Genomic DNA, 24,498 nt, shown 5'->3' with positions numbered 1-24,498 from the left:
CCGGACAGGGGTCGCTCAGCCGCCGCGGACCTGCAGCTGCCGGTCGAGCTGGCGGCGCAGCTCCACCGGCAGCGGATGGTGCGGCCCGTACATCCGCTCGGTGTCGTGGAGCAGCGCCTGAAGCTGTCCGCGCGCCGCCGCGTGGTCGCCGACCGCGAGCAGCAGATACCCGATGCGCTGACGGATCTCGAAGGACCGAGCCGGGTTGTTTCCCGTCGCGTACTGGTTCTCGTAGTACGGCAGGACCGCCCGGTACTCCGCGAGCGCGGCCGCCGGTTCGCCCAGCTGTTCCAGGCAGTGCGCGGCGTCGTAGCGGTACTGCAGCGTCTGCGTGTCGGCCGGTCCGGCCTCCACCGCGCGGTCGTCGGCGAGGCGCCGCAGTTCGGGCAGGGCGCGGCGGTACTGCCCGTCGTCCATCAGCGTCGCCGCGTACTGCTTGCGCAGGATGCGGACCACCGGCGAACCCTCGCCGTGCTGCTCCGCGGCGGCCGGGAGAATGCCGCCGAGGATGTCCACGGCCTGGGTGATCCGGCCCTGCCCGAGCAGCTGCTTGACCTCGTCGACCGCGGCTGCGACATCGGGTTTCGCGGCCACCGGCGCGGGCTGCGCGGCGGGCGGGGTGGTGACACGGTCGGGCCACGGTGCGTGCGGCCGCAGGAAGGGGCGGGTCGGGTCGAGCGGGCTGGTCGGCAGCCCTGTGCCGCTCGGCGGAAGGAGGGGGGCGAGGTGTTCATACACCTCCTGGGCACTCGCCGGGCGGTGCTGCGGGTCCTTGGCGAGGAGCCGCAGCACGAGCGATTCGAGGGGTTCCGGGACTTCGGGCCGGATCTGACGGACCGGGAGCGGCGGCTCGTAGAGGTGGCGGTGCAGCACTCCGAGGGCGGTGGAGCCGGCGAACGGCACATCTCCACTGAGCAGTTCGTGGAGGAGCACGCCGAGCGCGTACAGATCGGTGTACGGGCCGACAGCGCCTCCCATCGCCTGCTCGGGCGCCATGTAGGCGGGCGAACCGATCGGCGTGCCGGTGTGGGTGAGACGAGTGGTGTCGCTGTCCAGGACGGAGGCGACGCCCAGGTCGAGGACGGTGACCGCGCCGTCCGGACGCACCATCAGATTGCGGGGTTTGAGGTCGCGGTGGACGATCGGCACGGCGTGCACGGCGGAGAGCGCGGCACAGAGCTGGGCGGCGACCGCGACAGACCACTGCCAGGGGTACGGGTCGTGCTCGGCAAGATGGTCGGCGAGGTCGGAGCCCTCGACGTACTGCATGACGAGGAACAGGTCGTCACCGTCGCTCCCCGCGTCATGGACGGTGACCAGACCCGGGTGGTCGACCTGGGCGGTGACCCGGCACTCACGGACGAAGCGGCGACGCAGCTCGTCGACCGCTTCGCTGCCGGTGGGACCCGCGACCCGGTCGGGCCGGAGCAGTTTCACCGCGACCCGGCGGTCGAGGCGTTGGTCGTACGCCGTCCAGACCTGGCCCATGCCGCCCTGGCCGAGGATGGTCGCCAGCTCGTACCGTCCGGCGATGACGCGTCCGCTCATCGGTCCTCCTCATGACGGAGGAGGTCGCTCAGCTCGTCGAGCTCGGCACGGACCTGGTCGATGCGGTGGGGCGGGGTGGGCGCGGGCTGCACGGACTGCGGGTGAGGCTGCGGCTGCGGCCGGTACTGAGGCGGCTGCGGTTGCGCGTACTGCTGGGGCCGAGGAGGCAACGACTGGTGCATGGGCGTGGTGGTCATGTACCCGTACCCCGGCACCGGAGGCGGATACCCGCCGCCGAACTGCTGCTTCGTGAGCTGCTCGTAGTGGCGGATGTCCCGGTACAGGTAGTACGCGCAGGCGGCGACGATCGCGACGAGCAGCAGCGGTATGAAGAAGAAGTCGATGCCGTTGGGGTCGGGATTGGTGTCCTCCCTGCCGATGATCGGCAGGAGCACGCAGACCAGCACGAAGCCTGCCCCGGTCAGCCACCAGTCGGACGCGCGACGGCGCACGATCGCCAGCCGCAGCAACGGCGCCCACAGCAGCAGACCGATCGAGCCCACCGCGAGCACGACGAACAGCACACGCATCGAGACGATCCAGGCCCGGCTGGGGACCCGGCGCTGCGGCGTCGGCGGATGACCCGGGGCGTACATGGCTGCTCCTGGTACGTGGTCGTGAGAGGTCCCGCGCGCACGCGTACGTACCCGTGCGGGTATGCGGACACGTGCGCGCGCAGATCTGGCAGATCTGAGCGTAAAGGGCGACACCGACAACGACCCCCGGGTTGTACGGAACCGTTGTGGTTCAGCTCACTCCGGCGTGACCGTACCGTCCGTCAGACCGTCGTACATCCCCTGGACGAGCTGTCCGCCGAGCCTGCCGGTCAGCCGCAGCGCGTCCTCGAACGCGGCCAGGGCGCGGAACCGTTCCCCGTACCGCTGCTGCTCCGCCAGTGGCAGCCGCGGCAGTTGGAGACGGCGGGCGTCGAGCCGGGTGGCGGTGGACGCATAGCTGCTGGCCTGGCGGTTGTTGGCGGTGCCGCGCAGGAAACCGGCGAGGAACCATGGGTCGACGGCGGCCGGATCGGGGCGCAGCAGCTGCAGGTTGCGGCCCAGTGCCGCGCCCGCGGTCGCCTCGTCGATCACGCGGGCGACGGAGCCGCCGCCGAGTACGGGGACGACGACATCGCCCGGCTCGACGAGGACCGGTTCCTCGGGCGGTCCCTCGGAGCCGGCGGGAGCGGTGGGGAGTGTTCCGGAGGGGGCGGTGGAACCGAGGACGTCGTGTTCCGTGAGCACGGGGACGGGGGCGGCCCCGGTGCCGGTGCCGGAACCTCCGGTTCGGAGGTGAAGGGCGCCCGCGCGGGCGAGTTCGCCGACGGTGGTGAGCGGCCAGTGCGCCGGGCCGCAGACGTCCGCGGGCGGCGGGGTGAGGGTCGCGGTCAGTCGCAGCGTCTCGGTGAGCCGGTCCCGCACGCGGGTGAGTTCGCCCGGTCCGCCAGCGGCCGCCGGGGACGGCAGATGGCGGGCGGGGGCCAGGTCCACGTCGTCGTCGAGGAGTTCGATGACGGGGACGATCCGGCTGACGCCCGGCCGCTCCTGCCCGGCCGCTCCGACGGGGACGTCCGGCTCGGAAGGGGTCCGTCCGTCGAACGGCTCCCAGGCATCCAGCACGGCACTGCGCACCGCCTGCCAGTCGAGCCGGTCGCGCCCGCCGGACGCGGGGGCGGATGCGGGCGCCGTGGGCGGTTCGGCGGGCTCGGCGGTGTCCACGAGCAACAGTTCGGGCGAGGGGCGGACACCGGCGCCGGGCTTGCGGAGCACCCAGAGGTGGAGCGGGATGCCGTACGGGGGTGCCGCGCCCGCCGGGAGGGCGACCACGGCACGCAGCGCGCCGCGGCGCAGCAGATCGGCACGGATCCGCCGGCCGGAGCGGCGTGACGCTGCGGCCGGGGGCATCAGCAGGACGGCGGTGCCGCCCTCGCGCAGATGGGCCAGGGCGTGCTGGACCCAGGCGAGTTCGGACTCCGTGCGTGCGGGGAGGCCGTACTCCCAGCGCGGGTCGTAGGCGAGCTCGTCGTGTCCCCAGTTGCGTTCGTTGAACGGCGGGTGGCAGAGCACGGCGTCGACGGTGAGCCGCGGGAACGCGTCGGCACGCAGCGTGTCGCCGGTCCGCACGGCGAGCGCGGTGGGATTGCTGCCGTCGGTGTCGGAGTGCAGGGCGAGGCGGAGGGCGGTGAGCGCGGCAAGATCCGGGTCGGCGTCCTGCGCGTACAGAGCGGTCGGACTGCTGACGGCCCGCAGCAGGGCGCCGGTGCCGGTGGCCGGGTCGAGGACCGTGCGGGCGGGTCGGTCGCCGGTCCGGACGAGCGCGGCCATCAGTTCGGCGAGGCCGGGCGGGGTGAGGGTGAACTGACGTGGATTGGCGGCGAGCTGACGGCCGAGGAGAAATTCGAAGGCCTGGCGGGCCCCCGTCCCGGCGGCGAGTTCGGCGGCCGCCCGCAGCAGGGGGACGGACGGGAGCAGTTCGTCGGCGGTGGGCGTGTGAACAGCCCGTTCGTACCCGGTTCCGCCTCCACCGTCACTTCCTTCCGCGTCGCCGGTGGCAGGTCCGAAGCGTGCGGTGAGCAGGCTGTTCAGGGCGAGGTGGAGCACCTTGGCCATCCGCGCGTCCGACACGGCGGTGATCTCCAGCCAGGCGGTGGGCCTGTCCCGGACGAGAAGCAGGGCGCAGCCCGTGTGCACGAGGGCGGGGACGGCGCCGGCCGGGTGACCGGCCAGCTGTTGCCAGACCCGTTCGCGGAGCGGGACTTCAGCCAGTTTCCCCTGGTCGCGGAGCCACTGTTCCACTTCGGGGAGAGCGAAGGACGGGCTGGTCTCGGTGCCGCCGACCGGCTTGGGGAAATCTGCGTGGCGGCGGCGCCAGTTGCTGACGGCGGCACGCCCCACCCCGGCGAGCCGGGCGATTTCGGCCGCGGTCACCTCTGTCGAGTTCTCCGGCACTGGCTGTCTCCCTGGTCCTGATGCGTTCCTACGGGTCCGCGCTGCCTGCTGTGTCCGCGAGCATACCGACCCATTCCCCCATCATCGATTCACAGTGTGCACGACGCAGTTTTCTGTGAACTGTGTTGACTCGGTTCACAAGCTCTGATGTTATTGACCTGTCGCTACATCAGGTGGCGCAACGAACCGCTCACCACTCATCCCTGCACTTGCCGGAGGGCACAGCCATGTCCCAGTTCACGCAGCCGCCGCAGTCCCCGCAGCCCCAGCAGCCGTACGCCCCGGCCCAGACGCCCGGCCTGCGCCCGGCCCGCAACGGGCTCGGCATCTCCGCGCTGATCCTCGGCATCGTCGGAGCCGTCTCGGGCCTGATCCCGTTCTTCTTCTGGCTGGCGGGCATTCTCGGCCTCATCGCCCTGATCCTCGGCCTGGTCGGCCGGGGTCGCGCCAAGCGCGGCGAGGCCACCAACAAGGGCATGGCCACGTTCGGCGCCGTCCTCGGCCTGATCGCGCTGATCCTCTCGGTGGTCGGCGCGGTGATCACCTTCAAGGCGGTGGACGAGGCGGTGAACGAACTCGACAAGGCGGTGTCGGACACCACGGCCTCCGCCGGACCGAAGGCGGGCGGCTCGGACTCCGCCAAGAGCAATGAGAAGAACAAGGACGCCGGGAAGGCGCTGGAGGCCGGTGACTCCGCCGTGTACGACGACGACCTGACCGTCACGGTCGGCGACGCGACCTCGTACACCCCCGACGCGTACGCCGCCGGTCACACGAAGGGCAACAAGGCCTACCGGATCGCGGTCGTCATCGAGAACGCGGGCAAGGAGAAGTTCGACGCGGCGCTCGTGAACGTCGAGGCGCGAGCCGGCAAGGACGGCGTGGACGCCGAGCAGATCTTCGACGGCAAGGTCGGCGAGGGCTTCAGCGGCACGGTCCTGCCCGGCAAGAAGGTCACGGTCCAGTTCGCCTTCGACGCCCCGGCGGACGCGAAGAACCTGACGGTCGAGGTCAACCCCGGCTTCACGTACGACGCCACCCAGTGGGACCTCACGCTCTGATCCCGCCTCTCCCCTCCCCCTCCCTTCCCCCAGGACGGAGCCCGCCCATGCGCCCCCCAGCCGGCATCGCCGCAACCGCTCTCCGTACTACGACGGCGTCCCTCTGCGTGGTCACCGCCCTGGGACTCAGCGCCTGCGACACGGTGTTCGCCCAGCAGCGGGACCCCGCGCCGTTCGCCCGGCTCAGCGGCCCCGAGGTCGTCAACAAGGCCCTCGCGGCGACCCGGGCGGCCAAGGCGGTACGCATCACCGTCCGCACGAAGTCGCCGGACGGCGCCCCCGTCCAGGCGTACGTCGCCACCGACATCAGAGGCGAGTGCACGGTGACCCTGTCCATGGGCGCGGCGGGCACGATGGAGCTGGTCAGAACCGGCGGCACGGCCTACACCCGGTCCGACGAGGCAATGCTGCGGGCCGCGGACGCGGGCCGGTCCCGCACCAGCGTGGACACCGAGGTCAAGAAACTGACGGGCCGCTGGGTGAAGGCACGCCCCTCCGACCGGTACACGGCGGAGGCCCTGAGCTACTGCGACCGGAAGGGGCTCCTCGACCGCCTGGCGGGGAGCGGCGCCACCGCCCGCAAGGGCCGGACGACCACGGTCGGCTCCACGCCCGCTCTGTCCCTCACCGGCACGGCGGACCGGGGGACATGGACGGCGGCGGTCGCCACGGAGGGCCGGCCCCACATCCTGAGGCTGGGCTTCAGCACCGGAACCCCGCTCACGGTCGAGTTCTCCGAGTTCGACAAACCGTTCACGGTGAAGAGACCGGCCGTCTGACACCTGAGGAACCCGCCCGCCCGGGCGGGTTCCCGCTGTTTTCACACCCCGTGCCGCACCCACACATTGGGCTCCACGTACACCGCGTATCCGTGCGCCACCGAACAGTGCACCGGCACCAGCGCCCCCGGCACCTCCACCGGACCGTCCTCGTCGAACGGCAGCCCGGTCCAGGACCGCCACCGCGCGAGGGAGCCGGACACCGTCATCGACACCGGCGCCACCGCCTCGATCACCGCGCCCGCCCGCACATGGACGCGCAGCCACGGGTCGTACGGCAGACCGTCCTCCGCCCGGGTCCGGCGGGCGTACTCCTCCATCGGAGCCGAGGCGTCCAGGTGCTTGGCGCTCGGCCGCACCGGAGCGACGAGCTCCCGGAACCCGAGCCTCCCGGCGTTCTCCCGCATCGCGGCGACCATCCGCCCCGAAATGCCCTTCCCCTGCCACCCCTTGGCGACGCAGATCTCGATCGCGCTGACCGTGTCCGGCGTGGACCCGCGCCGCAGGTCGGAGAAGGCCCACAGCAGCACCTGGTCCCAGCCGCCCTCGGGCAACTCTCCTCGGCCGGGGGCATTCAGCGCGAACGGCACGCTGTAGGCCCGTGCGACGACCGTGCCGTCGGGGTCCGTCGCGACGAGCGAATACTCCGGGAACTCGACAGCGATCCGCGGGTAGTTCGCCCACCCGACGAGATCCTCCACGACGAACTCCGGCCAGGTTTCGGGCATCTCGCGCATGGGCCCGGCAAGCTCGGGGCGTGCGGCAAGCGTGGTGATGGTCAGCTCCATCCACCCCACGCTAGGCGGCGGTATTCCTGTCGGCCACCGAATTCTGCGGTGCGGCGGCCAGGGGCCGACCTGCACCCGGCGCCCGTCCTCCCGGGGTCTCGTCCGCGACGGCTTCTCAGCCGCCCGGCCCCGTCAGCCGCCGCACTGCGCCAGCATCGCCCGCTTGTCCGCGGTGGTCACCGGAAGGGCGTACTTGAGCGACACCTGCGCGAACCGCACCGCGTAGGAGCAGCGGATCTGCTTGTACGGCGGCAGCCAGGACGCGGGACCGGAATCCCGCTTGGCGTTGTTGGCCGGGCCGTCCACCGGGATGAGGTTGAGCGGATCGTTGGCGATCTGCTGCCGCTTCGCCTCGGGCCAGCGGGAGGCGCCCATCTGCCAGTCGTACGACAGCGGCATGACATGGTCGATCTGGACCTTCGTCGCCTGCTGCTTGCGCCACTCGATGGTCGAGCCGGTGTACGGATCCTTGAGGGTCATCGAGACGACCACACAGTCCGAACCCGACCGGAACTCGACGTCCTTGCCGTCCCTGGCCAGCAGGTCGTTGCGGGTGTCGCAGCCGTTACGGGACAGCGGGACTCCGTCGACCGAGTCCTTCCAGGCGTAGCCGAACTCGTCCCGCGCGTAACCGGTCTTCGGTCCGCGCCCCTTGGTGCTCACCTTCTCGATGACCTTCCGGGCGGCGGCCCGGTCCGCCTCGCTGGTGAGGGGTGCCAGGCCCGGCTTCGTGCCGTCGGGGTTGTTCAGCGGGCTGGCGCCGAAGCCGCCCGCGGAACCGCCGCCCTGTTGTCCACTGCTGCCGCCCTCGGCGGCCACGTCCTCGGGGTCGCAGCCCGCCAGGGCCAGCACGGTCGCCGCGCTCAGGGCGGGCAGCATCACTCGGTACGCGCGGGAAGATATCACTCGAAACCGTCCTGACGGGGAGAAAGCCGAACGCGGTGATCCTACGGACGTCTTCCCCGCTGACGGGACTTCAAGGCCGCCGCACGTTCGGGATGCGGCCCGAATCACACCGCGCCGCGCCTTGGAGGAGTTCACACCTTCCCGATGCCGAGCGTCGTCTCGGAGGGCAGCAGCCCGGACCCGATCGCCGCCACCCACAACGGCCCCAGGAGTTCCACGAGCCGCTCCCGCTCCGTCGTTCCGAGCGCCCACCAGGGTGCGACCGCCTGTTCGTCCGTGCGCCGCTCGACCTCGGCGCGCAGCGCCCGGCCCGCCTCCGTCGCCGCGCCGCCCTCCTCCAACAGCCCGCGCTTCACCAGCCGCCCACGGGCCGCGTTCCACTCCTCGTCGCTCCAGCCCCGGCTCTCGAACACCTCCGGCCGCGCGGCGCCGATGCCCGCGAACGAGACCAGCGACTCGACCGGGTCCAGCCCCGCCTCGGCGAGCGCGGCGACATGCCCGTCACCGCGGTGTTCGCGCAGGACGGTCGCCGCGTGCCAGAGCGCCACGTGCGGTTCGTCCGGCCAGGGCAGAGCGGCGTTGGCCCCGGCGAGCGGACGGCCGGTCATGTCCGCGGACTGTGCGGCACGTCGGGCCAGGGCCGCGGCCCCGGCGATCTCCGGGCCGGTGGCCTGTTCCCCGAACAGTGCCCGGTACGCACGGTCGACCGCCCCCGTCCGGGCGGCGAGCACCGCATCGGGCGAGGCGACGGACCAGGCGGCCGGGACGTGCTCCCGCACCTTGTCCGGACTGAAGCTGTAGAACGTGTCGACGACGCGCTCCGCACCGGCCGCTCCCAGCGGCGCCGCACGCCAGGCGAAGTAACTGGGCCAGCGCTCGTCGGTGCGGTAGCCGAGCGCGGCGGCCTCCTCGAAGACCTCCGGCGCGTAGTAGAGCACCGCGTGCAGAGGCTCCAGCAGGTGCCACATCTGACGTACGCGACCCAACTCCTCGGACATGTCTCCACCCTTCGGCCGAACCCGCATCTTGTCACTGACTAGTTCTAGAGAATCCTCGCCCCCCGCGAACTTGTCAATGACTAGATTCCGCGTACTGTGCTGTCCATGAGCAGCGAGCGCACCTACCACCACGGCGACCTGCGACGGGCCGTCCTCACCGCCGCACTCGATGTCATCCGCACCGAGGGACCCGGCGCCCTGAGCCTGCGCGACCTGGCCCGCCGGGCCGGCGTCTCCCACGCGGCCCCCGCCCACCACTTCAAGGACCGCACGGGACTGCTGACGGCCATCGCCGCCGAGGGGTACGGGCTCTTCGCCGATGCCCTCGCCGACGCTCCGGACCTACGGGAGAGGGGCGTGCGGTACGTGCGGTTCGCGACCGGCCACCCGGCGCACTTCCAGGTGATGTTCCAGCCGGAGCTCTACCGTGCGGACGACTCCGAACTCATCGCGGCCAGGGCCCGCGCGGCACAGGCGCTGCGTGCGGGCGTCGGCGGGCTCCCCGCCGCCGGACGCGGCGACGACGCCCGCCTCGCGGGGGTGGCCGCCTGGTCCCTGGCCCACGGCTTCGCCACCCTGCTGCTGAGCGGCAATCTGACCGACCCGCTGGGCGACCGGAACCCCGAGGAGGCGTTCCGGTCGCTCACCGGGCTGTTGTTCACGACCCCAGAATCGTCGTGAGGAACTCCCCGGTCCAGGCGAGGAGTTCACGGCCGACGACCGGCTTGCCGCCGATCCGGCCCGTGGTCGGACGCGGGACCAGGATCTGGTGGAGGGCCGGCTTGATCACCGTCTTCGGGTAGAGGCGCTTCAGGCGCAGCTCCTGCGACTCGCGCAGCTCCACCGGGGCGAACCGGATGTTCGGGCCCTGGAGCACGATGTCGCCGACGCCGCAGGCGCGGGCCAGCATGCGCAGGCCCGCGACCAGGAGGAGGTTCTCGACCGGCTCCGGAAGCTTGCCGTAGCGGTCGGTGAGTTCCTCACGGACCGCCTTGATGTCGTCCTCCGTGGTGGCGGACGCGATCGCACGGTACGCCTGGAGGCGCAGCCGCTCGCCGGGGGCGTAGTCGTGCGGAACGTGTGCGTCGACCGGGAGCTCGATCTTGACCTCCAGCGGCGGCTCCTCCTCGACGCCGCCCTCGAGCGAGGCCCGGTAGTCGGCGACGGCCTCACCGACCATGCGTACGTACAGGTCGAAGCCCACGCCCGCGATATGGCCGGACTGTTCGCCGCCCAGCAGGTTTCCGGCACCCCGGATTTCGAGGTCCTTCATCGCCACGTACATGCCCGCGCCCATCTCCGTGTGCTGGGCGATCGTGGCCAGGCGCTCGTGGGCCGTCTCGGTGAGGGGCTTCTCCGGCGGGTACAGGAAGTACGCGTAACCGCGCTCGCGGCCACGGCCGACGCGGCCGCGCAGCTGATGGAGCTGGGAGAGGCCGAAGTTGTCGCCGCGCTCGACGATCAGGGTGTTGGCGTTGGAGATGTCGATGCCGGACTCGACGATCGTCGTGGAGACCAGGACGTCGAACTTCTTCTCCCAGAAGTCCACGACCACCTGTTCCAGTGCCTGTTCCGACATCTGGCCGTGTGCGGTCGCGATCCGGGCCTCGGGGACGATCTCGCGGAGGCGGGCGGCCGCTCGGTCGATGGACTCGACACGGTTGTGGATGTAGAACGCCTGCCCCTCACGCAGCAGTTCACGGCGGATGGCCGCGCCGATCTGCTTCTCCTCGTACGGGCCGACGAAGGTGAGGACCGGGTGGCGCTCCTCGGGGGGTGTGGTGATCGTCGACATCTCACGGATGCCGGTGACGGCCATCTCGAGCGTACGGGGGATGGGCGTCGCCGACATGGTGAGGACGTCGACGTTGGCCCGGAGCTTCTTCAGCTGCTCCTTGTGCTCGACGCCGAAGCGCTGCTCCTCGTCGACGATGACCAGACCCAGGTCCTTGAACTTCGTCTCGGACGAGAAGAGGCGGTGCGTGCCGATGACCAGGTCGACGGAGCCTTCGCGCAGCCCCTCCAGAGTCGCCTTCGACTCGGTGTCGGACTGGAAGCGGCTGAGCGCCCTCACGTTGACCGGGAATTGGGAGTAGCGCTCGGTGAACGTGCCGTAGTGCTGCTGGACGAGGAGCGTGGTCGGGACGAGGACGGCGACCTGCTTGCCGTCCTGGACCGCCTTGAACGCGGCGCGCACCGCGATCTCCGTCTTGCCGTAGCCGACGTCGCCGCAGATCAGCCGGTCCATCGGGACGGACTTCTCCATGTCCTCCTTGACCTCGGCGATCGTGGTGAGCTGATCCGGCGTCTCCGCGTACGGGAAGGCGTCCTCCAGCTCGCGCTGCCACGGGGTGTCGGGGCCGAAGACATGGCCGGGCGCCGCCATCCGCGCCGAGTACAGCTTGATCAGGTCGGCGGCGATCTCCTTGACGGCCTTCTTGGCCCGCGCCTTCGTCTTCGTCCAGTCGGCGCCGCCGAGCCGGTGCAGGGTGGGCGCCTCGCCACCGACGTACTTGGTGACCTGCTCCAGCTGGTCGGTCGGGATGTAGAGGCGGTCGCCGGGCTGGCCGCGCTTGGCGGGGGCGTACTCGACGAGGAGGTACTCGCGGGTGGCGCCCTGCACCGTGCGCTGCACCATCTCGATGTAACGGCCGACGCCGTGCTGCTCGTGGACGATGTAGTCGCCCGTCTCCAGCGTCAGCGGGTCGATGGTCTTGCGGCGGCGGGCCGGCATCCGGCCCAGGTCCTTGGTCGCGGTGCGCTGACCGGTCAGGTCCGTCTCGGTGAGTACGGCGAGTTTCAGCGCCGGGTCGACGAAGCCGTAGTCGATCGCGCCGCACGACACATGGACGACGGACGGCGAGATCTCCGCCAGGTCCGGGTCGAGGCGGGCCGGGATGCCCTCGCCGGCGAGCACCTCGACGGTACGGGAGGCAAGCCCCTGCCCCTCGGTGACGTACACCGTGCGCCAGCCGTCGGCGAGCCAGCCCTTGGTGTCGGCGAGCGCACGGGCGGTGTCGCCGCGGTAGGACTCCGGGGCGTGCATCGTGAGCTTCAGGGTGTCTTCGTCGAGCTCGGCGTCGGCGGCGAACGGGGAGACCGACCACCACATCATGTCCAGCTCACGGGCTCGGTCGCGGACGTCCGCGATGCCCCACAAGGATGCGGCGCCGACATCGATCGGCGCCTCGCCACCACCGGCGGTCGCCGCCCACGACGCCTGGAGGAACTCCTGGCTGGTGGCGACCAGGTCCGCCGCCCTGGTGCGGACCCGCTCCGGGTCGCAGACCAGCGTCATCGAACCCTTCGGCAACACGTCGAGCAGCAGCTCCATGTCGTCGACGAGGACCGGGGCGAGGGACTCCATGCCCTCCACCGCGATCCCTTCGGCGATCTTGCCGAGCAGCTCGCCCAGCTCCGGGTGCTGTTCGGCGAGGGCGGCGGCGCGTTCGCGCACCTGGTCGGTGAGCAGCAACTCACGGCAGGGCGGCGCCCAGAGGCCGTGCTCGGCAATCTCCAGCGACCGCTGGTCGGCGATCTTGAAGTACCGGATCTCCTCGACGTCGTCGCCCCAGAACTCCACCCGGAGGGGGTGCTCCTCGGTCGGCGGGAAGACGTCCAGAATGCCACCGCGGACCGCGAACTCACCGCGCTTCTCGACCAGTTCGACCCGGGAGTACGCAGCCGCCGAGAGCGCCTCCACGGTCTCGCCGAGATCGGCGCTCTGACCGATGCGCAGCGCCACGGGCTCCAGGTCACCGAGCCCCTTGACCTGCGGCTGCAGCACGGAACGCACCGGCGCGACGATCACACTGACCGGCCCGGTCTCCGGGTCGTCGGCCCTCGGGTGCGCGAGGCGGCGCAGCACGGCGAGGCGGCGGCCGACCGTGTCCGAACGCGGCGAGAGCCGCTCGTGCGGCAGGGTCTCCCAGGACGGGAACTCGGCGATGGTGTCCGGGGGCAGCAGCGTCCGCAGGGCAGCGGCCAGATCCTCGGCCTCCCGCCCGGTCGCGGTCACGGCGAGCACGGTCCGCCCGGCCTCGCGGGCCAGCGCGGCCACGGCGAAGGGGCGGGCGGCCGCCGGGCCGACGAGGTCCACATGCATCCGGTGACCGTCGGTGGCGGCCTTCACCGCTTCGGCGAGCGCCGGGTCACGTACGACGACATCCAGCAGACCGTGCAGGCTCATGAAGGGCTTCCGTCCGGGTAACGAGGGAGGTTCCGGCAGCCGGCTGCTGCCAGGGGGCAACGCGAAGGGCCCGACACGTATCACGGGCCGGGGGTTCCAGCGTACGACTCCCCTCCGACAGCCGCGCCCGCAATCCCGCTCAGCGGGCCGGATCCGGCCGTCGGCCGCCGGTGGCCGCGAGCACGTCGTACCCGACGAAGGTGAACATGCATTCCCCGGGCGACAGCGGCTCGGGACTCCGCGTGAAGCGGTGCGCCCCGGCCCCGAAACCGGCGTCCGGCGCGGACAGCCATCGTCGTTCGAAGCCGCGGGCCTCCAGCCAGTCGCAGATCTGAGGCACCAGGTCCGGCGCCCTGCGGTGCCGGGTCCAGAGGAGAGTCCCGCCGTCGCGGCACAGCTGGGCGCAGTAGCCGATGGTGCGTTCGACGTCCTCGTCCGAGATGTTGCCGAAGACTCCGCAGACCAGGACGAGGTCCGCCGGGGCCAGGCCCACGTACGCGTCGGTGACCGCCGCGTCGCCCTGCACCACCTCGATCCGGTGCAGGCCCGCGGCCTCGGCGGCCGCCCGGGCCACGGCCACGTTGGCGGCGTCCAGCTCCACCAGGCGTCCGGTGACGTCGGCGCGGCGCGGGTGGTCCCGGAGCACCCCCAGCAGATCCCGGCCCTGCCCGGCGCAGACGCTGATCACCCGGACCGGTCCCGGCGGACAGGTGTCCAAGGCTGTACGGACCTGCTCCTGCACGGCCGACAGCCGCCGCCCGAGGCTGGAGCCCGCCAGGTCGTACATGTCGTGCCAACTGTTCCAGTCCATGCGGCGGACCTTAGAGGCTCGGTGCACGGCTGCACACCCGGTATTCGGGCGGCGCACGGGGAGTTGCACCGGCCGGGAACCGGTACGCGTCCGGCCCCGGGGTGTTTGGAGGAACACCCCGGGGCCGGATCAGTCATCCTACGTCGGCCTCCGCCACCGTCCTGCGACACACGGATCGGACAGGTCCGGCGCCGGAGCCCGTGGGCCCTTCCGCTCCACGGGCTTGGTCACGGTGCCGGTGCTACTCCGTCGCGATCGCGTTCAGCACGTTCATCCGACCCGCCCGGAACGCCGGGACCAGGGCGGCGAACAGGCCGACGAAGGCCGAGCCGACGAAGACCGTGAGGATCGTCGGCCACGGGATCTCCAGAACGCCGAGGCCCTCCAGAGCCAGCAGCTTCTGGGCCGCCGTGCCCCAGCCCATGCCCAGGCCGAGGCCGAGCAGGGCGCCGAAGAGGGCGATGACCACCGACTCCAGGCGGATCATGCGGCGCAGCTGGCGGCGGGAGAGGCCGATGGCGCGCATCAGGCCGATCTCACGGGTTCGCTCGACCACCGACAGGGCCAGAGTGTTCACCACACCGAGCACCGCGACGATGATCGCGAGCGCCAGCAGACCGTAGACGATGTTCAGCAACTGGCCGATCTGGTCCTTCAGGTCCTGCTTGAAGTCGGCCTGGTTCTGCACGGTGTACTGCGGGTACGCGGCGAGGGCGTCCTTGAGGGCGGTGTACGCCTCCTTCTCCTTGCCGTCCTGCGCCTTGGCGAACATGATCATGTTCTTCGGCATCTTGTCGGCGGGGACGTACTTCTCCGCGGTCGTGATGTTGGTGTACATCGCGCCCTTGTCGACGTTCGTGTCGTCCGAGGTGATCGCGGCGACCTTCAGCCTCGCCGTCTCGCCGTCCTTGAACGCGATGGTGATCCGATCGCCGACCTTGATCTTGTGCCGGGTGGCGTACGCGTCGCCGACCGACATGGCGTCCTTGCCGTAGGCGTCGGCCAGGTTGCCGGAGACCGTCTCGCGGCGCAGGTCGTCCCTGTACGTCGGGTCCGCGGCGACGACGCCCTCGTCCTCGACCGCACCGTCGGGGGCGGTGAGCTTGGCGCTGACGGCTTTGTAGTCGGTGAAGTGCTCGATGCCGGGGACGGCCTTCAGCGCCTTCGCGGCCTGCGGCACGATCGGCTGCTGGTTGCCGCTCGGCTGGACGATGAAGTCCGCGCCGACCGACCTGTCGAGCTCCTCGGTCGCCGAGGCGACCATCGACGAGCCGACGACGGAGAGGCAGGCGACCAGCGCGAGGCCGATCATCAGGGCCGCTCCGGTCGCTCCGGTACGCCGCGGGTTGCGCAGCGCGTTGCGTTCGGCCATCCGTCCGACCGGGCCGAACATCCGCAGCACCACCGTGCTGAGCACCCGGACCACGAAGCCGGCCAGCAGCGGGCCGATGACGATGAAGCCGATCAGGGTGAGGACCACGCCCGCACCGAGGAAGAGCGATCCGCCGCTCGCCTCGTCGGCCTTCGCCGAGGCGTACAGGGCGGCGCCACCGGCGAGCGTGAGGACCAGGCCGATCAGGGCCCGTACCCGGCCGGCGCGGCCGTCCGCCGGGGTTCCGGCGTCCCGCAGGGCGGCCATCGGGGAGATCTTCCCGGCCCGGCGTGCCGGGATGTACGCGGCGAAGACGGTGACGACGATGCCGAGCGTCAGACCGAGCGCCGGGGTCGTCCACGCGATGGTCAGATCCTCGGTGGACAGGTTCATGCCCATGGCGTTCATGAGCTTCATCAGTCCGACCGCGACACCGATTCCGGCGCCGACGCCGAGGAGGGATCCGACGACGCCGAGGAACAGCGCCTCGATCAGGACCGACCGGTTGACCTGCTTGCGGCTGGAGCCGATGGCCCGCATCAGGCCGATCTCACGGGTGCGCTGGGCCACCAGCATCGAGAAGGTGTTGACGATGAGGAAGATGCCGACGAGGAAGGCGATCCCGGCGAAGCCGAGCATCGCGTACTTCATCACGTCGAGGAATGAGCCCATGGAGTCCTTGTTGGCGTCCGCGGCCTCCTGCTGGGTCCGGAGCTTGTACGCGGCGCTGTCACCGAGGGCGGTGGCGACGTTCTTCTTCAACTGCGCATCACTGACACCGGGCTTGGCGGTGACGGAGATGTGGGTGAAGACATCGGGCTTGCCGAGCAGCTTGACCTGCGCGGTGGCGGTGTCGAGGTAGACGACGGCCGCGCCCGGGTTGGTGACCTTGAAGGAGGCGATACCGCTGATCCTCGCCCTGATGTCACCGGTGACCGCGATGGTGCGCAGCTCGTCACCGATCTTCAGGTGGTGCTTGTCCGCGGTGTCGGCGTCGACCATGACCTCGGTCGGACCGCGCGGTGCGTGGCCGGACGTGATCTCCATGGAACGCAGATCGTTCTGCGTCCAGTTGCCCGCGATGGTCGGGGCGCCGGTCGAGGAGCCCATGTTCTTGTTGTGGCTGTCGACGACGGTGACGGACATGCTGGTGACCGCGCCCTCGGCGGTCTTCACCCCGTCCGCCTTCCCGGCCTGCTCGACGGCGGCGGCGGGCAGCGAAACGGGCTTGCCGTTCTCGGGCAGTTCGTCAGGGCCCTGCGCGGTCCTGAGGCTGACGGTGACGTCGGCGGAGGTGGCGGCGAAGAGCTTGTCGAACGTCGTGTTCATCGTGTCGGTGAAGACGAGCGTGCCGCACACGAACGCCACCGACAGCAGGACCGCGACGGCGGAGAGCGCCATCCGCCCCTTGTGCGCAAGGAAGTTGCGCACCGAGGTCTTCCAGATGGTCATGACGTCCGCCCGCGCGCGTCGAAGTCCTTCATGCGGTCGAGGACCTGGTCGGCCGTCGGGTTGTGCATCTCGTCGACGATGCGTCCGTCCGCGAGATACAGCACCCGGTCCGCGTAGGAGGCGGCCACCGGGTCATGGGTGACCATGACAATGGTCTGTCCCAGCTCGTCGACCGACTTGCGCAGGAAGGTCAGCACCTCGGCGCCGGCCCGCGAGTCCAGGTTCCCGGTGGGCTCGTCACCGAAAATGATCTCCGGCCGGGCGGCGAGCGCCCGGGCGACCGCGACCCGCTGCTGCTGGCCGCCGGAGAGCTCGGTGGGCCGGTGCTTCAGCCGCTCGGCGAGACCGACCGTCTCCACGACCTGGCGCAGCCAGCCGGCGTCGGGCTTGCGGCCCGCGATGTCCATCGGCAGCGTGATGTTCTCCAGCGCGTTGAGCGTCGGGAGCAGGTTGAACGCCTGGAAGATGAAGCCGATCCGGTCCCGGCGGAGCTGAGTGAGCTTCTTGTCCTTGAGCTGGGTGATCTCGGTTTCGTCGAGATAGATCTCGCCCGAGCTCACGGTGTCCAGTCCGGCCAGGCAGTGCATCAGGGTCGACTTGCCGGAACCCGAGGGGCCCATGATCGCGGTGAACTGCCCACGGGCGATGTCCACATCGACATGGTCGAGCGCGACGACCCGGGTCTCCCCGGCGCCGTACGCCTTGACGACCTGCCGCGCCCGCGCAGCAACGGCCGTACGCCCTCCAGTGCCCCCGTGCCTGGGAATGGTTACAGCCGTTGTCACGGTGATTCTCCTCAGTCGGTGAAGACGTCGTCGGCGAAGACGTCCTCGGTCAGGACGTCGATTCGAGGTGGGCGCCGCCCGCTGCACGGACGGCGCTGTGTACGTACTGAGTCTCGTGTCCGGACGTGGTCCGGCGCGCTGGTGCCCAGCGCAGTCTTGCGGTGGGGTTTTCCCCACCCCGCCCCCTGCGGTCACCCGCATTCGCGCTGTTGGGAACACGCTAAGGAACGGGCCCCCGGCCCCACGTCCTCCGCCGGGAGGAACCGCCCCTGGACAGAAGTAAGGAGCTACCCCTAGGGGTCTCAGCCCCCGGGTGGAGCCGGATCTCAGGGCCTCCACCCCCGGGTGGCGGCCGACCGGTCCCGAGGCCGTGCCCGGCAGCGGGTGAGACAGTGTCACCGGAAGATACGTGCATGGGGAAGGAATCTTTATGAACGGCTCGGGCGGCGACACCGAAGCGATATCGGGGTCCGGAGTGGACTCCGTCCCCGCCCCACCCGTGCCCCGGGGCCGCGGCCCCGCCGTGGCCGCGCTGATGCTCGGCATGGCGCTGGCGGCCATCGACGGCACCATCGTCTCCACCGCCGTCCCGCAGATCGTCGGCGATCTCGGCGGCTTCGCCGTCTTCTCCTGGCTCTTCTCCGGCTATCTGCTGGCCGTCACCGTCACTCTGCCGGTCTACGGGAAGCTCTCCGACACGTTCGGCCGCAAACCGGTCCTGATCGCAGGCATCATCCTCTTCCTGGTCGGCTCGGTCCTCTGCGCCGCCGCCTGGAACATGGCCGCGCTCATCGCCTTCCGGGTGGTCCAGGGACTCGGCGGCGGGGCTCTGCAGGGCACGGTGCAGACGATCGCCGCCGACCTCTACCCGCTCAAGGAACGCCCCCGGATCCAGGCCAAGTTGTCCACTGTCTGGGCCACGTCCGCCGTCGCCGGACCGGTGATCGGCGGGCTGCTCGCCGCGTACGCCGACTGGCGGTGGATCTTCCTGATCAATCTGCCGGTCGGGGCGCTCGCGCTCTGGCTGGTCGTGCGCCACCTCCACGAGCCGTCCCGCCCCCGCGGAGCCGGTGCGCCACGGCCACGGATCGACTGGGCGGGCGCCCTCGCCGTCTTCGCAACCGGCGCCCTGCTGCTGACCGCGCTCGTCCAGGGCGGGGTCGCCTGGCCCTGGCTCTCCGCGCCGTCGCTCGGCCTGCTGGCCGCGAGCGCGGTCCTCGCCGCGCTGACCGTCGTCATCGAGCGGCGCGCCGCCGACCCGATCATCCCGGGCTGGGTGTGGCGCCGCCGGACCATCGCCTCGGTCAATCTGGCCCTGGGTGCGATGGGGCTGCTGATGGTCGCCCCGACGGTCTTCCTGCCGACGTACGCCCAGTCGGTGCTCGGCCTCGGCCCGATCGCCGCCGGTTTCGTGCTCTCCGTGATGACGCTGAGCTGGCCGGTGTCGGCGGCCCTCTCCAACCGGGTCTACAGCCGCATCGGCTTCCGCCGCACCGCGATCATCGGCATGGGCTGCGCCCTGCTGATCCTGCTCTCGTTCCCGCTGCTGCCGTACCCCGGCGAGCCCTGGCAGCCGGCCCTGATCATGCTGCTGCTGGGCGCGGCGCTGGGGCTGTTCCAACTGCCGCTGATCGTCGGGGTCCAGTCGACGGTCGGCTGGTCCGAACGCGGTACGACGACGGCTTCCGTACTGTTCTGCCGCCAGGTGGGCCAGAGTCTGGGCGCCGCGCTCTTCGGCGCCGTCGCCAACGGGGTCCTCGCCTCCCGGCTCGCGGACGCGCCCGCCCCTGGGCTGCCGGGCGACCTGGACGCGATCTCCCACGCACTGGACGACCCGGGCGCGCTCTCCGCCGCCGCGACGGACCATCTGCGGCGGGCCGTCGACGCCGCTGTCGACCAGGTGTACATCGGGGCCGCGGTGGCCGCGGCGGTGGCGCTGCTGGTGCTGGTCTTCGTGGCGCCGCGCCGCTTCCCGATCCTCACCGAGGACACCGATACCGGCGCCGGAACCGCCGCCGTGAGCAGCGCCGAAGCGCCCCGGGGCTAAGGGCTGTCCCGTGGACAACTGAGGAGTTACCGCAGGTAGTTCGGCCCAACCCCTCCCCAGCGAGGATACTCGCTAGTAACGTACGCGCTTCCAACAGCGCACACGCGCTACTGCCTTGCAGTTCGTCACCGGACCCGAGCCATGCAAGGAGCAGCATCCCGATGTCGTACGAGTCTCCGCACGCCTCCTCCTCCCAGCCGCAGCGCCGTCCCCCGTACCGGCCGCAGTACCAGCCTCCCCAGGACCCCGACTTCCTGTTGCCCTGGCAAAGGTCCGCGGCCGCCGCACCACCCCGGTGGCCCAGTCCGCCCGTTACGCCTGTCCCCGCCCCCGGCCACCACAGCGATCTGCGCAGACTGCGCGCCGCCTACCGCGTACTGCGGCGCGGCGCGACGCTGACCGCGCTCGGCTTCTTCACGCTCTTCCTCCTGCTGTCCGGCTTCGCGCCGGGCCTGATGACCCGCCCTCTCGGCAGCGGCCTCACCATCGGCCTGGCACTCGGCCTGTGCCAGCTCCCGGTGACCCTGCTCGCGATCGCCCTGTACGAGCGGACCGCCCGGCGCGCGGTCGATCCGCTCGCCGCCGAACTCCGCAGAACAGGAGCGGCCCGATGAACGGGTTCGACGAGTCCGCACAGACGATGTCCCTGGTGGCCTTCATCGCCGTGGCCTCCGTCACCCTGCTGCTCTGTGTGATGACGGGACCGGACCGCGACGACCTCGACGAGTTCTACACCGGCTACCGTTCGCTCTCCCCCATCCGCAACGGCCTCGCCATCGCCGGTGACTACCTTTCCGCGGCGACCCTCCTCGGTACCACCGGGATCATCGCCCTCACCGGCTACGACGGGCTGGTGCTCGCCCTGAGCACCACCCTCTCGCTCGTGCTGCTGATGTTCCTGCTGGCCGAACCGCTGCGCAACGCGGGCCGGTTCACCATGGGCGACATGCTCACCCGCCGCGCCCCCGGCCGCGCGGTCCGCATCGCCGCGTGCGGCGTCACCCTTGTCGCGCTCGTCCCGCTGATGGTCGTTCAGCTCGCGGGCAGCGGCGATCTTCTGGCGTTCATCCTCGGGTTCGACAGCTCCGGATTCCGCACCGGCTCGATCATCGTGCTCGGCATCGTGATGATCGGCTATGCGGCGATCGGCGGGATGAAGGGTACGGCCCTGATCCAGATCGTCAAGACGGTCGTCCTCGTGGCCGCCTGTCTCACCATCTCCCTCCTGGTCATGAACCGCTTCGACTGGTCGACCGGCGCCCTGCTCGCCGCCGCCCAGCAGGGCAGCGGGGCCGGGGTGGCCTATCTGCAGTCCGGGCTGCAGTTCGGCGGCAGCGGGCTCGACATGGTCAGCTCCGAACTGACCGTGGTGCTCGGCGCCGCCTGTCTGCCGCACATCACCATGCGGATGTCGAGCGCCCGCAGCGCACAGTCCGTCCGCCGCTCGCTCTCCTGGGCGGTCTCGGTGGTCGCAGGGCTCTGCCTGCTGCTCACCGTGATCGGTTTCGGTGCGGCGGCACTGGTCGGCCACAACCTCATCGTGGCCGCCGGAGCCCAGGGCAACGGTTCGATCCTGCAGGTCAGCGGCGCGGTAGCGGGCAGCGGTGAGCTCGGTGCGCTGGTCGTCACCATGATGACGACGGCGATCTTCCTGACCCTGCTCGCCTCGGTCGCCGGCATGATCCTGGCCTGTGCGAACTCCCTGGCCCACGACCTGTTCGCCCACGGACTGCACGGGATACGCAACCGGGACAAAGGACCGGTCGAGGGTCGCATCGAGATGGGCGCGGCGCAGGCAGCCGCGATCGGTGTCGGTCTGGTCGCCACCGCGCTCGCCGTCCTGGCCCGGCACTGGAACCTCCAGGCGCTGGTGACGCTCTCCTTCTGCATCGGGGCGTCGGCGCTGTCCCCGGCGCTCGTCTACAGCATGTTCTGGCGGCGCTTCACCCGTACCGGACTGCTCTGCACCCTCATCGGCGGCACCGTCGCCGTCCTCGTGCTGATCACCGGCACGAATCTGGTCTCGGGTTCGCCCGGGACGGTCTTCCCCGGACACGACTTCAACTGGTTCCCGTTCACCACGACCGGGCTCGTGTCGATCCCGGTCGGTTTCCTGTCGGGCTGGCTGGGCACGGTGCTCGGCGGGCGTACGGCGGCCGAGGAGCGCCGGTTGTACGAGGCCGAGGAGCCGTGGATCCTGGCGGGCGCGCCGCCGGCCACCCGCCGCTGAACACGGCCGCTCCTCGGCCGTGTCCGTCCCGGCGCTCCTCGGCCGCCGTACGCCCGCCGAGTCCGGTGCGAGCGCCACCCGGTCAGGCCGCCCGAACTGCCGCCGGAGGTATACGGATCAGTTATCCGCCTCCACACGCCCGGTGAGCGCCGCGAGCGAGTTGCGCACGTACGTCATGTGCGCCTGCACCTCCTCGCGGACTTCCTCGTGCTCCCGCAGGATCCGCCCGGTCTCCCGGATCACCCGCTCCTCGCGCGCCCTGGCCGCCGCGATCAGTTCGGCGGCCCGCGCCTCGGCGTCCTCCTGGCCGTGCCGCGCCGCCTCCTCGGCCTCCGACAGAGCCCGGCGCGCCTCGGCCAGCCGGGCCTCCGCCCGGTCGGTCAGCTCGTCGTGCCGCGCGGCCTGGACCGCTTCGGCAGCCGCCAGTTCGCGTTCGACGGTCTTCCATCGCTCGGTGTGCTCGCGCTCCTGGTTGGCCAGCACGCTCGCGGTACGGCGGCGGGTCTCCGCCATCGCGGCCTCCGCCTGGTCGCGCGCCTCACCGGCTTCCTTGCGGGCGGCGGCGACCGTGGAGTCGGCGCTCTGCTGCGCCGCGGCCACCGTCTCGTCGGCGTGGGACCCGGCGGCCGACCGGAGGGCGTCGGAGTCCGCCCGGGCGTGGCCGCGGAGCTTACGGGCCGCCGCGTCCGCCGCGTCCCGCAGCGCCTGCGCCTCCTCCTGCACAGTGCTGCGTACGGCCTGCGCCTCCGCATCGGCGAGCGCCAGGATCTCCTGGGCCCGCTCGCCGAGCGAGGCGTACGTCGGCGGGGCGAGCGTGGCGACGACCTCGGCCAGCCGTGCCGACTCGGCCTCCAGCTCCTCCGCCAGCGCGGTCAGCCGGGACACCTTCTCCCGCGCCCAGTCCAGCTCCGCCGACAGATCGGCCACTCTTCCGTCCACCTGCTCCGGGCGGTAGCCACGTCCTCGCACCACGACGAAGCCGTACGCGGACACCGGTGCAGCACTCATCCTTGAAGCCTCTCTCCGACTCTCCGACCACCAAGCAATACGTCAAGGATGCGGCAATTGGCAGAGAAGTCCGAATCCATTCGGTGGTTTCCCGAGGGAAGCGACAGGTGTCACATACAACGGAGCGCCCGGGTCCCCTGGCGGGGTCCGGGCGCTCCGTAGTCGGCAGATCGGGTCGGATCAGATCAGGCCGTCCCACATCTGCTCCAGCAGCACCGACCACCAGCTCTCCGGCGACGCGAGCGCCGCCGGGTCCAGTGCCACCAGCTGCGCCTGGAAGTCGACCGTCCAGCGGCCCGCCTGCTCCGGGTTGAGACCGAAGCGGAGCCGCCACATCCGGCCGAGGAGCGCCATCGAGCGCGTGAACTCCGGCAGGCCTGTGTTCACGAACTGCGGCGGTGCCGGCTGTCCGCCGGGACCGCCCTCCACCGGCACGGCCACGATGTTCGCCGTGCCGTACTGGACACAGATCGCCCGCCCGAAGTCGGACCCCATGACGAGATACGACCCCGCGTCGGTGGCCGGCTGAACCTGGCGCTGCGCGGCCAGCTCGGCCAGTGTCGGCACCACCGGCTGACCCGGCTGCGCCCAGAAGAACGGCCCGAAGTCGGCGGGCAGACCCGCCCACACGAGCGTCCGCGCCACGATCTCGGGCACGCCCTGGCGGGACACCGCGCGCTGGTCGAAACGGAGCACGCCCTGCGGCCCGAAGGCCTGCAACAGCTCCTCCGCGATCGCCTCCGGCGGGATCGGCATCGCGGGCGGCATCTGCGGCAGCGGGGCCCGCACCGGCGCCGGGCGCGCCGGACCGTCCGCGACCTGGTGCAGCTCACCCTGATGGGTGAGCAGATGCTGCATGCCCTGCTGGCGGCTGGCGTGGTCGGTGCCGTACGGGGCGACGCTGGTGATCCGCACCTGCGGCCAGGTCTCCCGGATCATCCGCGCACAGTAGCCACCGGGCAGCTCGCAGGACTCCAGCTCGGTGTGGAGCTCGATGACCTGCTGCGGTGGCACGTTCATGGCCCGCAGCTCGTGCAGCATCTGCCACTCGGGGTGCGGGGTGCCGGGCGCCGAGCGGCGGATCAGTTGCTGCTCGCTGCCGTCGGGCGCACGGAAGCGCAGCACGGCCTGGTAGCCGGGGCCTACGGTCGGCTGACCGGCCGGGGGCTGCGGATAGCCGTACGCCGGGGGCGGCGGGGTGTGCGGATTCGGCGGTACGGGACCGGGGACGCCACCCGGCGGCATGCCGGGGGCCCCGGGCGGACCGGGCGGGCCGACCTGGGCAGGTCCCGCGAGCATCGTGGCGGCATGGTGCGCGCCACCACCGGGCGGGGGCGGAGTGGATCCGGGAGGTCCGGGCGGGGCGGGAGGCTGCGGGGCACCGGGCGGGCCGGGGGGCCTGGGCGCGCTCGGGCCACCCATGCCCGGGTCGGCGAACATCGTCGCTGCCTGATGCACTCCGCCACCCGGCGGGGGCGGGGTCGATCCGGGAGGTCCGGGCGGGGCGGGAGGCTGCGGGGCACCGGGCGGGCCGGGGGGCCTGGGCGCGCTCGGGCCACCCATGCCCGGGTCGGCGAAC

Annotated in this window: 18 protein-coding genes; 6 read left to right on the top strand and 12 right to left on the bottom strand. The window is 71.4% G+C overall.

The window, feature by feature from the left end; all coding sequences use genetic code 11:
- Window positions 1-15: 15 nt before the first annotated feature.
- The 3 genes from ACFU8W_RS19935 to ACFU8W_RS19925 form a co-directional block, all read right to left on the bottom strand.
- The gene (locus ACFU8W_RS19935; protein ID WP_384038765.1) at window positions 16-1,548 is read right to left on the bottom strand and encodes a protein kinase; all 1,533 of its coding nucleotides are present in this window, start codon (window positions 1,546-1,548) and stop codon (window positions 16-18) included.
- Complete coding sequence (locus ACFU8W_RS19930; protein WP_384038761.1) at window positions 1,545-2,144, bottom strand: hypothetical protein; 600 nt, start codon at window positions 2,142-2,144, stop codon at window positions 1,545-1,547. The genes ACFU8W_RS19935 and ACFU8W_RS19930 overlap by 4 nt, the downstream gene beginning before the upstream one ends.
- A 156-nt stretch (window positions 2,145-2,300) precedes the next feature.
- Complete coding sequence (locus ACFU8W_RS19925; protein WP_384038758.1) at window positions 2,301-4,493, bottom strand: N-6 DNA methylase; 2,193 nt, start codon at window positions 4,491-4,493, stop codon at window positions 2,301-2,303.
- A gap of 227 nt (window positions 4,494-4,720) precedes the next feature.
- Here ACFU8W_RS19925 and ACFU8W_RS19920 point away from each other — a divergent pair, with 227 nt between their 5' ends.
- Together ACFU8W_RS19920 and ACFU8W_RS19915 are read left to right on the top strand one after the other, a co-directional pair.
- On the top strand, window positions 4,721-5,554 hold the full coding sequence (locus tag ACFU8W_RS19920; protein WP_384038755.1) for a DUF4190 domain-containing protein: 834 nt from the start codon (window positions 4,721-4,723) through the stop codon (window positions 5,552-5,554).
- A gap of 47 nt (window positions 5,555-5,601) precedes the next feature.
- Complete coding sequence (locus ACFU8W_RS19915) at window positions 5,602-6,333, top strand: hypothetical protein (RefSeq protein ID WP_384038752.1); 732 nt, start codon at window positions 5,602-5,604, stop codon at window positions 6,331-6,333.
- A 41-nt stretch (window positions 6,334-6,374) separates the two neighbouring features.
- On the opposite strand, the gene ACFU8W_RS19910 is transcribed toward ACFU8W_RS19915, so the two are convergent.
- From ACFU8W_RS19910 to ACFU8W_RS19900, 3 genes are all read right to left on the bottom strand, one after another.
- The gene (locus ACFU8W_RS19910; protein ID WP_345517726.1) at window positions 6,375-7,121 is read right to left on the bottom strand and encodes an N-acetyltransferase; all 747 of its coding nucleotides are present in this window, start codon (window positions 7,119-7,121) and stop codon (window positions 6,375-6,377) included.
- Window positions 7,122-7,253: 132 nt separating this feature from the next.
- Window positions 7,254-8,000, bottom strand: a complete 747-nt coding sequence (locus ACFU8W_RS19905) for an HNH endonuclease family protein (protein WP_345518441.1) — start codon at window positions 7,998-8,000, stop codon at window positions 7,254-7,256.
- Window positions 8,001-8,158: 158 nt separating this feature from the next.
- Window positions 8,159-9,025, bottom strand: a complete 867-nt coding sequence (locus ACFU8W_RS19900; RefSeq protein ID WP_384038749.1) for a hypothetical protein — start codon at window positions 9,023-9,025, stop codon at window positions 8,159-8,161.
- Between the two features lie 105 nt (window positions 9,026-9,130).
- On the opposite strand from ACFU8W_RS19900, the gene ACFU8W_RS19895 reads away from it, so the two are divergent.
- On the top strand, window positions 9,131-9,706 hold the full coding sequence (locus tag ACFU8W_RS19895; protein ID WP_384038746.1) for a TetR/AcrR family transcriptional regulator: 576 nt from the start codon (window positions 9,131-9,133) through the stop codon (window positions 9,704-9,706).
- Here ACFU8W_RS19895 and mfd read toward each other — a convergent pair.
- The 4 genes from mfd to ACFU8W_RS19875 form a co-directional block, all read right to left on the bottom strand.
- Window positions 9,684-13,214, bottom strand: a complete 3,531-nt coding sequence (gene mfd / locus ACFU8W_RS19890) for a transcription-repair coupling factor (RefSeq protein ID WP_384038743.1) — start codon at window positions 13,212-13,214, stop codon at window positions 9,684-9,686. The two genes, ACFU8W_RS19895 and mfd, sit on opposite strands and share 23 nt — an antisense overlap.
- 139 nt (window positions 13,215-13,353) lie before the next feature.
- Entirely contained in the window at window positions 13,354-14,025 is a 672-nt protein-coding gene (locus tag ACFU8W_RS19885) for a class I SAM-dependent methyltransferase family protein (RefSeq protein WP_384038740.1), read from the bottom strand.
- 241 nt (window positions 14,026-14,266) lie between these two features.
- A complete protein-coding gene (locus tag ACFU8W_RS19880; protein WP_384038737.1) occupies window positions 14,267-16,849 on the bottom strand; it encodes an ABC transporter permease in 2,583 nt (860 codons plus the stop codon).
- A complete protein-coding gene (locus tag ACFU8W_RS19875; RefSeq protein ID WP_266984807.1) occupies window positions 16,846-17,634 on the bottom strand; it encodes an ABC transporter ATP-binding protein in 789 nt (262 codons plus the stop codon). The genes ACFU8W_RS19880 and ACFU8W_RS19875 overlap by 4 nt, the downstream gene beginning before the upstream one ends.
- A 430-nt stretch (window positions 17,635-18,064) precedes the next feature.
- On the opposite strand from ACFU8W_RS19875, the gene ACFU8W_RS19870 reads away from it, so the two are divergent.
- The 3 genes from ACFU8W_RS19870 to ACFU8W_RS19860 all read left to right on the top strand — a co-directional run bounded on the left by ACFU8W_RS19870 (window position 18,065) and on the right by ACFU8W_RS19860 (window position 21,911).
- Window positions 18,065-19,681: an MFS transporter gene (locus ACFU8W_RS19870; protein WP_384038733.1), complete on the top strand. Its 1,617-nt coding sequence runs from the start codon at window positions 18,065-18,067 to the stop codon at window positions 19,679-19,681.
- A 161-nt stretch (window positions 19,682-19,842) separates the two neighbouring features.
- Window positions 19,843-20,295: a DUF485 domain-containing protein gene (locus ACFU8W_RS19865; RefSeq protein WP_384038730.1), complete on the top strand. Its 453-nt coding sequence runs from the start codon at window positions 19,843-19,845 to the stop codon at window positions 20,293-20,295.
- Window positions 20,292-21,911, top strand: coding sequence for a cation acetate symporter (locus ACFU8W_RS19860; RefSeq protein ID WP_384038728.1), 1,620 nt, complete (start codon window positions 20,292-20,294; stop codon window positions 21,909-21,911). Before ACFU8W_RS19865 ends, ACFU8W_RS19860 begins: the two co-directional genes overlap by 4 nt.
- A gap of 117 nt (window positions 21,912-22,028) precedes the next feature.
- Here ACFU8W_RS19860 and ACFU8W_RS19855 read toward each other — a convergent pair whose 3' ends face one another.
- Window positions 22,029-22,919, bottom strand: a complete 891-nt coding sequence (locus ACFU8W_RS19855) for a cellulose-binding protein (RefSeq protein ID WP_384038725.1) — start codon at window positions 22,917-22,919, stop codon at window positions 22,029-22,031.
- A 180-nt stretch (window positions 22,920-23,099) separates the two neighbouring features.
- A partial coding sequence (locus ACFU8W_RS19850) for an SUKH-4 family immunity protein (protein ID WP_384038722.1) occupies window positions 23,100-24,498 on the bottom strand: 1,399 nt, incomplete at its 5' end.

The organism is Streptomyces sp. NPDC057565, assembly GCF_042801455.1.
GTDB classification, from domain to species: Bacteria; Actinomycetota; Actinomycetes; order Streptomycetales; family Streptomycetaceae; genus Streptomyces; species Streptomyces yanii.
The sequence above is the reverse complement of the archived record's forward strand: the minus strand, read 5'-3'. Positions and strand labels throughout refer to the sequence as shown.

Coding starts and splice junctions, on each gene's coding strand:
- ACFU8W_RS19885 (WP_384038740.1), bottom strand. CDS start 14,025: ATGGACTGGAACAGTTGGCACGACATGTACGACCTGGCGGGCTCCAGC.
- ACFU8W_RS19880 (WP_384038737.1), bottom strand. CDS start 16,849: ATGACCATCTGGAAGACCTCGGTGCGCAACTTCCTTGCGCACAAGGGG.
- ACFU8W_RS19915 (WP_384038752.1), top strand. CDS start 5,602: ATGCGCCCCCCAGCCGGCATCGCCGCAACCGCTCTCCGTACTACGACG.
- ACFU8W_RS19905 (WP_345518441.1), bottom strand. CDS start 8,000: ATGCTGCCCGCCCTGAGCGCGGCGACCGTGCTGGCCCTGGCGGGCTGC.
- mfd (WP_384038743.1), bottom strand. CDS start 13,214: ATGAGCCTGCACGGTCTGCTGGATGTCGTCGTACGTGACCCGGCGCTC.
- ACFU8W_RS19930 (WP_384038761.1), bottom strand. CDS start 2,144: ATGTACGCCCCGGGTCATCCGCCGACGCCGCAGCGCCGGGTCCCCAGC.
- ACFU8W_RS19900 (WP_384038749.1), bottom strand. CDS start 9,025: ATGTCCGAGGAGTTGGGTCGCGTACGTCAGATGTGGCACCTGCTGGAG.
- ACFU8W_RS19920 (WP_384038755.1), top strand. CDS start 4,721: ATGTCCCAGTTCACGCAGCCGCCGCAGTCCCCGCAGCCCCAGCAGCCG.
- ACFU8W_RS19865 (WP_384038730.1), top strand. CDS start 19,843: ATGTCGTACGAGTCTCCGCACGCCTCCTCCTCCCAGCCGCAGCGCCGT.
- ACFU8W_RS19935 (WP_384038765.1), bottom strand. CDS start 1,548: ATGAGCGGACGCGTCATCGCCGGACGGTACGAGCTGGCGACCATCCTC.
- ACFU8W_RS19855 (WP_384038725.1), bottom strand. CDS start 22,919: ATGAGTGCTGCACCGGTGTCCGCGTACGGCTTCGTCGTGGTGCGAGGA.
- ACFU8W_RS19860 (WP_384038728.1), top strand. CDS start 20,292: ATGAACGGGTTCGACGAGTCCGCACAGACGATGTCCCTGGTGGCCTTC.
- ACFU8W_RS19895 (WP_384038746.1), top strand. CDS start 9,131: ATGAGCAGCGAGCGCACCTACCACCACGGCGACCTGCGACGGGCCGTC.
- ACFU8W_RS19910 (WP_345517726.1), bottom strand. CDS start 7,121: ATGGAGCTGACCATCACCACGCTTGCCGCACGCCCCGAGCTTGCCGGG.
- ACFU8W_RS19870 (WP_384038733.1), top strand. CDS start 18,065: ATGAACGGCTCGGGCGGCGACACCGAAGCGATATCGGGGTCCGGAGTG.